Source organism: Pantoea rodasii, from assembly GCF_002095465.1.
GTDB lineage: Bacteria > Pseudomonadota > Gammaproteobacteria > Enterobacterales > Enterobacteriaceae > Pantoea > Pantoea rodasii.
Window position 1 is genome coordinate 1 of the sequence record NZ_MLFP01000044.1, and the last position, 7005, is coordinate 7005.

9 protein-coding genes and 1 pseudogene are annotated in these 7005 nt (G+C 62.1%); all 10 read right to left on the bottom strand.

The window, feature by feature from the left end; translation table 11 throughout:
- Nucleotides 1-43: 43 nt before the first annotated feature.
- Complete coding sequence (traN, locus tag HA45_RS23070; protein ID WP_100701694.1) at nucleotides 44-1909, bottom strand: type-F conjugative transfer system mating-pair stabilization protein TraN; 1866 nt, start codon at nucleotides 1907-1909, stop codon at nucleotides 44-46.
- Nucleotides 1906-2530 (bottom strand): annotated as a pseudogene (trbC, locus tag HA45_RS23075) (type-F conjugative transfer system pilin assembly protein TrbC). Before trbC ends, traN begins: the two are co-directional and overlap by 4 nt.
- 9 nt (nucleotides 2531-2539) lie before the next feature.
- On the bottom strand, nucleotides 2540-3532 hold the full coding sequence (gene traU / locus HA45_RS23080; protein WP_100701692.1) for a conjugal transfer pilus assembly protein TraU: 993 nt from the start codon (nucleotides 3530-3532) through the stop codon (nucleotides 2540-2542).
- Nucleotides 3529-3678 (bottom strand): hypothetical protein, encoded by a 150-nt coding sequence (locus HA45_RS29215; RefSeq protein ID WP_366557365.1) that lies wholly within the window; start codon nucleotides 3676-3678, stop codon nucleotides 3529-3531. The genes traU and HA45_RS29215 overlap by 4 nt, the downstream gene beginning before the upstream one ends.
- A gap of 339 nt (nucleotides 3679-4017) precedes the next feature.
- Complete coding sequence (locus tag HA45_RS23090; RefSeq protein ID WP_034822869.1) at nucleotides 4018-4305, bottom strand: hypothetical protein; 288 nt, start codon at nucleotides 4303-4305, stop codon at nucleotides 4018-4020.
- A 41-nt stretch (nucleotides 4306-4346) separates the two neighbouring features.
- Nucleotides 4347-5042: a hypothetical protein gene (locus HA45_RS23095; protein WP_128599087.1), complete on the bottom strand. Its 696-nt coding sequence runs from the start codon at nucleotides 5040-5042 to the stop codon at nucleotides 4347-4349.
- 10 nt (nucleotides 5043-5052) lie between these two features.
- Nucleotides 5053-5454, bottom strand: coding sequence for a hypothetical protein (locus HA45_RS23100; protein WP_100701689.1), 402 nt, complete (start codon nucleotides 5452-5454; stop codon nucleotides 5053-5055).
- 337 nt (nucleotides 5455-5791) lie between these two features.
- Nucleotides 5792-5977 carry a hypothetical protein gene (locus tag HA45_RS23105; RefSeq protein WP_244563523.1) on the bottom strand — a complete coding sequence of 62 codons (186 nt, stop codon included), beginning with the start codon at nucleotides 5975-5977 and terminating at the stop codon, nucleotides 5792-5794.
- A 94-nt stretch (nucleotides 5978-6071) separates the two neighbouring features.
- Nucleotides 6072-6695, bottom strand: coding sequence for a type-F conjugative transfer system protein TraW (gene traW / locus HA45_RS23110; protein WP_100701687.1), 624 nt, complete (start codon nucleotides 6693-6695; stop codon nucleotides 6072-6074).
- The coding region (gene trbI / locus HA45_RS23115; protein ID WP_128599088.1) for a type-F conjugative transfer system protein TrbI at nucleotides 6692-7005 on the bottom strand (314 nt) is incomplete at its 5' end. The genes trbI and traW, both read right to left, overlap by 4 nt.

The following is a 7005-nucleotide window of genomic DNA, read 5'->3' on the forward strand; positions in this document are numbered from 1 at the left end:
GGTGGCCGGTCCATCAGCAGGCAGGCCAGCAGCGTCTGCTTCATTATTTTCCTCCCGTCTGGGCGTTAACCTGCGCGGCGATGCGATCTTTCGCCTGCTTCACCATGGTGGCGGAGTCAGGGATTTTCTGGTTGGCCACAAGGTCGCTGTAAAAGTCCTGGAAGTTAATCAGGTCAAAGTTGATGGCCTGCAGCTCGGGCACCGTAATGCCCCGGCAGTTGGGCGAGTCACCGCTGCCAAAGCTCACGTGCAGCTGGTCGCGACGGCCCTGCTCCTGAATGATGCGGGCGAGCTTGCCGCCGAACACGCAGTAGGCCTGCTTTTTCTGCACGCACACCCCGAGCACCGCGCGGTTGCAGGCTTCGCCGACCAGCACCGTGACTTTCTTCGCTTTAGCTTTGCCGATGGCCATCTCGTCGCTGTTGCAGTTGGCGAGCCCCGCGCTATTACCCCAGCCGGTGTCAACGCAGCAGTTGGAGAATCCGGCCATCGCCTTACGGCAGTAGAGGGCCTGTCCGGTAAACGCCTTAACGTTCACCTGGTCGGCCTTCACGTCGTCGCCCGCCGAGGCCAGCCCGGCGAGTTTGGCCACCGCGGTATCAAAGCCGCTGTCACCGGCGCCGTTCGTTTCATCACAGCTGCCGGACTGGCAGATATAGTCTCCGCCGCACAGCAGGCCCTGCGAGCTGTAGATGGTCTGACACTGGTAGGTATCCTGTTCGTGCAGGCAGGTGCTGCCTTCCGCCTGCGTGCAGCTGCGGGCTGAGACGGTGCAGTTTTTGTTAGCCATCAGGGTGCTGCAGTTGCCGGTTGAGCTCACCGGCACGATGTAGGCGTCTGAGTACTGCCAGCATGAGGCGCTCTGCGTATAATCATTGCCGTTCTGATTTACCGTCCGGCTTCCGCCCGGATCGGTGCATACCGAGCCCGCCGTGCCGGTGGCCTTTGACTTGTCGAAGCCGCAGGATTCACTCCAGACGACCTGTGAGGTTGTGGTGTCTCGTTCCGCCGCCAGCGGAAAGGTCATCCTGAATACATAGTTTCCGTGACTGACGGAATAAATTATGCCGTCAGGGCCTGAATCCGCGCTGCCGTCAGTATGGTATTTTACGTACAGTGAAACTATCTGGCCTTTCGTTACGCGCTGCGGGGTGATCGTCGCCGGGCCGCTATTGTTTACCAGGGCATGATCTTTCGTGAAGTCGAAGGCTTTCAGGAGGTACCACAGTCGATTACCATCCTGGCTGTGATAGCTTGATGACTTTGGATAAAGAAATTCCCATGTCCCGGCGCTGACCACGCCGGAATCCGGAACAGTAAAGTCAAAGCGTACCCAGTAATCATCCACACGGACTGGTGTTGAATTTGCGGCGTCCAGTATAAGCTGCGTGCTGTAGGTTTCCTTTGACCCCGTTACCTGAATGCTGCCGGTACGCGCACACGTCTGCACCTGCGCCACGTCGCGGTCGCAGCTGTAGTTCTCAAACACCGACTTTGACACCACTTTAGTGGTGCACTGCTGGTTGGTGCCGTCCACGATGGTGCCGCTGTTCGCCTCGGCGTTTTTACCGTTCTGAATAAAGTCGGCGTTCGGGTCAATGGTCACCGCCGGATTCTTCGTGGACGAGTCGGTGATGGCCTGCCCGGCCTCGTTCTGACTGAGTTCGGTCTGGCCCTTGTCGCTGATGCCCCCGTCACCGCCCTGCACGCCGCCGTAGTAGCCGCTCTGCGAGGGGCTCGACGTATAGCCCGGGATAACGGATGACGGATCGGTATTTTTCGCCGCCGCCGTTCCCTGCCCCTTGCTGCTGCCTGCAAGGCTCGCCCCGGCGCTGTAAGCATCGCTGGCCGCATCGGCGTGAGCATGCTGCACCACGACGAGCGCCAGGAATGGGATTAGCCATTTCATCGCGCTCCCTCCGCGCCCTGCAGCATCTGCGCGGCCGTTCCGGCGCAGTCACCGCGCTGCTTCACCTCTTCCAGCGCCTGCTGCACCGGCAGGCTGCCGTAAAGCACGTCAAACTTCCCGCCGCAGGTGACGACCAGCGCGGGCACGGCCTTAATGCCGTACTGATGGTACAGGGTGGGGTCAATCTGTACGCCCGCCTGCTTGTCCTTTTTGGACAGCTCAAACATCTTTTCCGCGGTCTGGCGGAAGTCATTGTTCAGCAGGCCGCGCAGCGTGGCCGGAATGCCGAAACGGCGCGCATCCGCAAGCATCGGCAGCAGCCCCTTTTCCGGAATGCCCAGGCTCACGAAGTACACCGCGCGCGGCGCCGGGCGGCTCGCGCTGTTCTGGTCTGCCTGCGCGGCGGCAATCTCATTCTGCATCTGCGCCACCCGCCCCTGCTGCGCGTCGGCAGGGTGATGTTCGTGCCCTGCAGCTGGCTTTGAACAGTTCAAGCTCGCGCTGCTGCTGTTTCATGTACGTCATGTCGCTGCCGGAAATCACGGTCTGCTCTGCCGCCTGCGCGGACGCGCAGAGCAGCGCGGCGCTGAGGGCCAGCGCCGTAGTCAGTGGAATATTCATGCTGAGTCCTTACAGGTAAACGCAGTTGCGCTTGCGCCACATCAGGTAGCCGAAGTTCTTCTTCGACGACGGGGAGTTGTGCACCGATCCCCACAGCTGCGTGGTGGTGCCGAACGGGTGACAGTCCGAGGGTTCGGGGTACATGTTCACCATCTGATAACGCCAGCGGGACTTGGGAATGATCGGGGACGGATATTCGTAGCACACGGCCACGTCCGCCCCGACCGTCTCCATCACCAGTCCCTCCCGGTGCAGCTTGAAGGCCATGCGCTCGCTGACCAGCAGCGAGGCCTCCAGCGGGGAAAACTCGTTGCTGGTAAAGCCCGTGAACGGGTACATCGAGCCCTGCGCACCGGCGCACCAGAACAGTGGGTCCAGCGGCACGCCCGCGGTGGAGGCGATGGAGTCCGCCGCGCAGGCGCCCTGCGCCAGCAGGTTGCTGAACAGCGCCACCTCCGGGTTTAAAATCATCGCCAGCGTGCTGTCGTTCCAGAGCGGATCCACCTCGGAGAGGTAGGCAATGTCCATGTCGCCGGTCTGCATGCAGCCTTCGCTGGTGATGATGTTGAGCCAGTAAATCAGCGGGTACTTGTACCAGTGCACGTGGTAGAAGCTCCCGGGCGTCGGCGCGTCGCTCTGACCCCCGCGCCCGGTGCCGGTGCGTCCGAGGTCAATTTTGAAACCGCCCATGTTCACCATCACGCCCGGCTCGCGGGTCACGTCGGTGAGCGCCAGCGGCTCCCAGAAGCCGATGGCCAGCCCCAGCCGGTAAAAGATACCGTAGGGGCACAGCTGAATCGGCGAGGCCGGGTTCGGCGTGTCCGGATGGGCGCCGGAGGCCAGCTGGATGCTGCCGAGCGTCATGGGAAACAGGCACTTCCAGCACACGTCGCTGATGGGGTTTACCCAGCGACCGTCGCCGGCGTTGCTGGTTGCCGCCATCACCGGTTTTGCCATGATGCCCGCCGTCAGCAGGCACATTATCAGGAGAAAGCGCCTCATGCGTCCGGCTCCTGTGCATCAGGTCTGAGCCATACGCACACCGGGCCGTCGTCCGTGTCGTGGATGCTGCCGGTAAACCAGCCCTCGCCTGCCGGGCCCGAAGGCTGCCACGCGCCGCAGTTACCGGTTTTCCGGTAGTCCGACATCATCCAGTCCGGGACGTCGTTTTCCATCCAGGTGGTCGCCGCCTGCAGATGATGCGCGTTCAGCCAGGCCTCAAACTCGCCAGGCTGTGGGTATTCATTGCCGTCTGCCGGCAGAAAAAGGCCGGATGCGTCCAGCCGCCCCAGCGATCGCGCACGACCGGCTGAGCCGATATTTCAGCGGGGTGTGTCATAAGAGGAAATTCCGTGGTTGCGGCAGCGGGGCTGCCGGGGTCAGACGTTAATCAGGCCTGCCTGCGGGGGGCAGGCTGAGGCGTACCGCAGCGCACGCGAGGAACGAACAGTCTGCGCGCCGCGGGGAGGAAACGGGGTGAATATCAGTCAGTAATGCGGAAGAAAAAACGCCAGTACGCAGGCGGATGCCAGGGTAACGATAATGGCCATGATAAATTCCAGCACCACGTTAACGCGATCTTTGCGCCACCGTGCGTGCCAGAAGGCCGCGTCACCGTTCTGCATGGCCGCGTTGCGCTGCTCTTTACGGCGCAGCCCGCGGAAATCCGCCACCGCACGCCACCACAGCGTGGCCACCACCAGGCCCAGCACAATGAGCAGCGCGTAGTGTGTCAGCGAAAAACTGAATTCCCAGTGCCATTCCTTATCGTACATTCCGTGATCCTGCCCTATCCGATGATGCGCCAGTGCGTATGTTACCCGTTAGCAGTATCGCCTGCCGGAGATTCGGCAGGGAAGGTACGGAAGGCCCAGCCGCTGTCGTCAGCATGCGCCGCTCCGTCTACGTCGCCTTTCTCAAGTCTGTCTGCCACTTCTGACAGATAAAATGAAAGCATCGCTGCGGTGGTGTGCCGGGTGCCCTGCAGCAGGATGGCCACGCACGCCTGGCTGTCGGGCATCAGGACGTATTTAAACCCGCGGCGCCAGGCCCCGGGGCGGGTTTTACTGCCGTACTCATCCATATACACGGACGGTTCCGTTTCGGTGACACGCGAAGCGATATGCCACATCAGGCCCGGCGCAATTCCCGCGTCAGCAAGGCAGCCACAGCTGAAATCCCTCGCACCATTGCGCGACAGTTCGCCGGACGCCGCCCGCAGCGCTGCCGGAATATCGCTCGTGAGTGAGTCAGGCGGCCCGCACCACATCAGGCTTATCTGCGTGAGCGGCCACGCGTGCCGGAACCATCTGTCGGTCACGCCGAGGCGTTGTAGCTTCGCGTTGTATTCCTCTTCGGCCTTTCCCATGCCATTCCGGTGAAGGGGCTCTTCTTCAGGAGGAACCTTTTGACGACCGCGCGAACTTTCAAGTAGAAAGTTAACAAGGTTAATTAACCCTCCCCCTGCCAACACGGCTATTACGGATAAAACGCCTGTTTCGGTGTATGTCATATTCTGCTCCTCACTCCGTTGACCCGCGGTCAGCCGGCGGGTTCACCTCACGCCTGATGACATACCAGCCGGCCGCCTCTGCGCCGCGCTGACACCAGTCCGCCCAGCAGCCCGCGTAACCGTCTCTCGCCGCCTGCAGCAGGAAATCTTCCAGATCGCCCTCACTCCGCTGCGGCGAAATATGGCGTGAGCGCGCTTTTACAATCGCCGCACCTGCCAGCGCGCGCGTGTCGTGTGGCAACGCCACTTTTTCCCCTGCATCGGTGCCGAAGGTAAAACCTTCCGCCTCTATGGCGGCCGCGAAGGCAGCCAGCAGCTGCTGCCAGTAGGCGGCCTGCTCATGCGCGAGTGCGAGTGCGGCCATTGCCGGACTGCCAAACTGTGCCGGCGCGGGTGCCGGGATGCCGTGCATGACGGGGCCGGAAAGTTTAACCCTGCATCGTTTGCATGGGCGGAGAGGCAGAAGATGAAGTATTCCCCGGGCGATGACACAGGCCAGAACGAACAGGACGATCATCAGGGCATAGCCCGGAATACCTCCACCGTTTTCGCTGGTCTGGCAGTGATCTGACATGCATTCGCTCAGGTAATAATCATGACCCGCCGTCTGATTCTGTACGAAGGCCTCCCTGCTGAAGTGCGTCTGCGGCGCGGGCGCGCTCCGGACCGGGTGCGCAGCTGGCTCTGCGTCTGGCTGGGTGGAAGGTGCTACAGAAGACGTCCCGTCAATAACCAGGTTTGGCACCCGCTCATTCTGCATGAGGCCCCCCGGTCAGGACCGTCATGCCGAACTGGCGCATGACCTCACCCACGTCTTTGTCCGTGAGCGACGCCAGCACGATAGCCGACCGGACCTCTCCGCTGCACGCCAGCAGCGTCTGCAGCGCCGCGCGTAAAATCATCGACTCCGAGTACAGCGGGAACTCTGCGGTCATGCGGCGCAGCCGGATTTGTCGTCGTCATCCAGACGCACCTGCGCGTTGTGACGTTTTACCTTCTGCGGGGCCGTCTGCCCCCGTGCGTTGTGACTCATTTCAGCGCCACCTCCTCCACCTTCAGCATCCTGTCGGCGCGCGTGATGCGCACCGGCGTGTGCTCAAAGCCGAATTTTGTTGTTAACGTGCCGTACTGGTCGAAGTACACCGGCTCGTCCAGCGTGATGCTGCTGTCGTGCACGTTGCCCTTCACCAGAATGACTTTAAAGTTCTGCTGCCCGGCGAGCTGCGGCTTCAGCCACGCCATCTGCTGCGGGTTGTCGCCGTCAATGAAGTACAGCGTCTCGCTGAAGGCGACCTTATCCAGCGGGTTAATCTTATCGCCCGCCCTCGCGATGACGTTGCCGCGCATGTCCCGGATGGTCTCGCGCACCGTGAAGGTCGGGTCATACAGAAACGCGCGGGCCGTTTTCGCCGGCGTCAGCCCGGCCACCGATGCCGGCCTGACGGCGTGGGCTTTCACCCGCGCCTCCGCCTCACGCTGCAGCTGGTCCATTTCGCCGCTGTCCTTCATGCCCTGCAGACGCTGGCCGATAAAGGTCAGCAGGTCGGGCTCAGCAATCGGAAACAGATGCCCGACAGTGCCCAGCTCTTTCGCCTGCGCGGGATAAACAACCGCTGTAGCGAGCAGAACAACCGCTGTGGCGAGCCGCCTCATGGCGCCGCCTGCATCTGGCGGACGATATCGGCCTGAATCACCGGGGTGATGTCGGTGACGCCGGCCACCACCGCCCCCTTCACCAGGATGACGCCGCCGTGCGCGGCCTGCCAGTCCGACAGGCTCGCGTCCAGCGCCGAGCCGAAGCGCTTCGTGAGCGCCTCCAGCTTTTCCTTATCCAGCGCAGACTGCGCCGTCTGCTGGCGGAAGGTGTCGATGGTGCCTTTCATATCAAACACCACGTAGTCCGGCTGCACCGCCTGCGCAACCAGCGCGCTGATGCCCGCGCTGAGCGTGATGACCAGCGCGG

Bases quoted from the DNA above. Each gene is read 5' to 3' on its own strand.
- traN (WP_100701694.1), bottom strand. From the start codon at position 1,909: ATGAAATGGCTAATCCCATTCCTGGCGCTCGTCGTGGTGCAGCATGCT.
- traU (WP_100701692.1), bottom strand. From the start codon at position 3,532: ATGAGGCGCTTTCTCCTGATAATGTGCCTGCTGACGGCGGGCATCATG.
- HA45_RS29215 (WP_366557365.1), bottom strand. From the start codon at position 3,678: ATGTCGGACTACCGGAAAACCGGTAACTGCGGCGCGTGGCAGCCTTCG.
- HA45_RS23090 (WP_034822869.1), bottom strand. From the start codon at position 4,305: ATGTACGATAAGGAATGGCACTGGGAATTCAGTTTTTCGCTGACACAC.
- HA45_RS23095 (WP_128599087.1), bottom strand. From the start codon at position 5,042: ATGACATACACCGAAACAGGCGTTTTATCCGTAATAGCCGTGTTGGCA.
- HA45_RS23100 (WP_100701689.1), bottom strand. From the start codon at position 5,454: ATGCACGGCATCCCGGCACCCGCGCCGGCACAGTTTGGCAGTCCGGCA.
- HA45_RS23105 (WP_244563523.1), bottom strand. From the start codon at position 5,977: ATGACCGCAGAGTTCCCGCTGTACTCGGAGTCGATGATTTTACGCGCG.
- traW (WP_100701687.1), bottom strand. From the start codon at position 6,695: ATGAGGCGGCTCGCCACAGCGGTTGTTCTGCTCGCTACAGCGGTTGTT.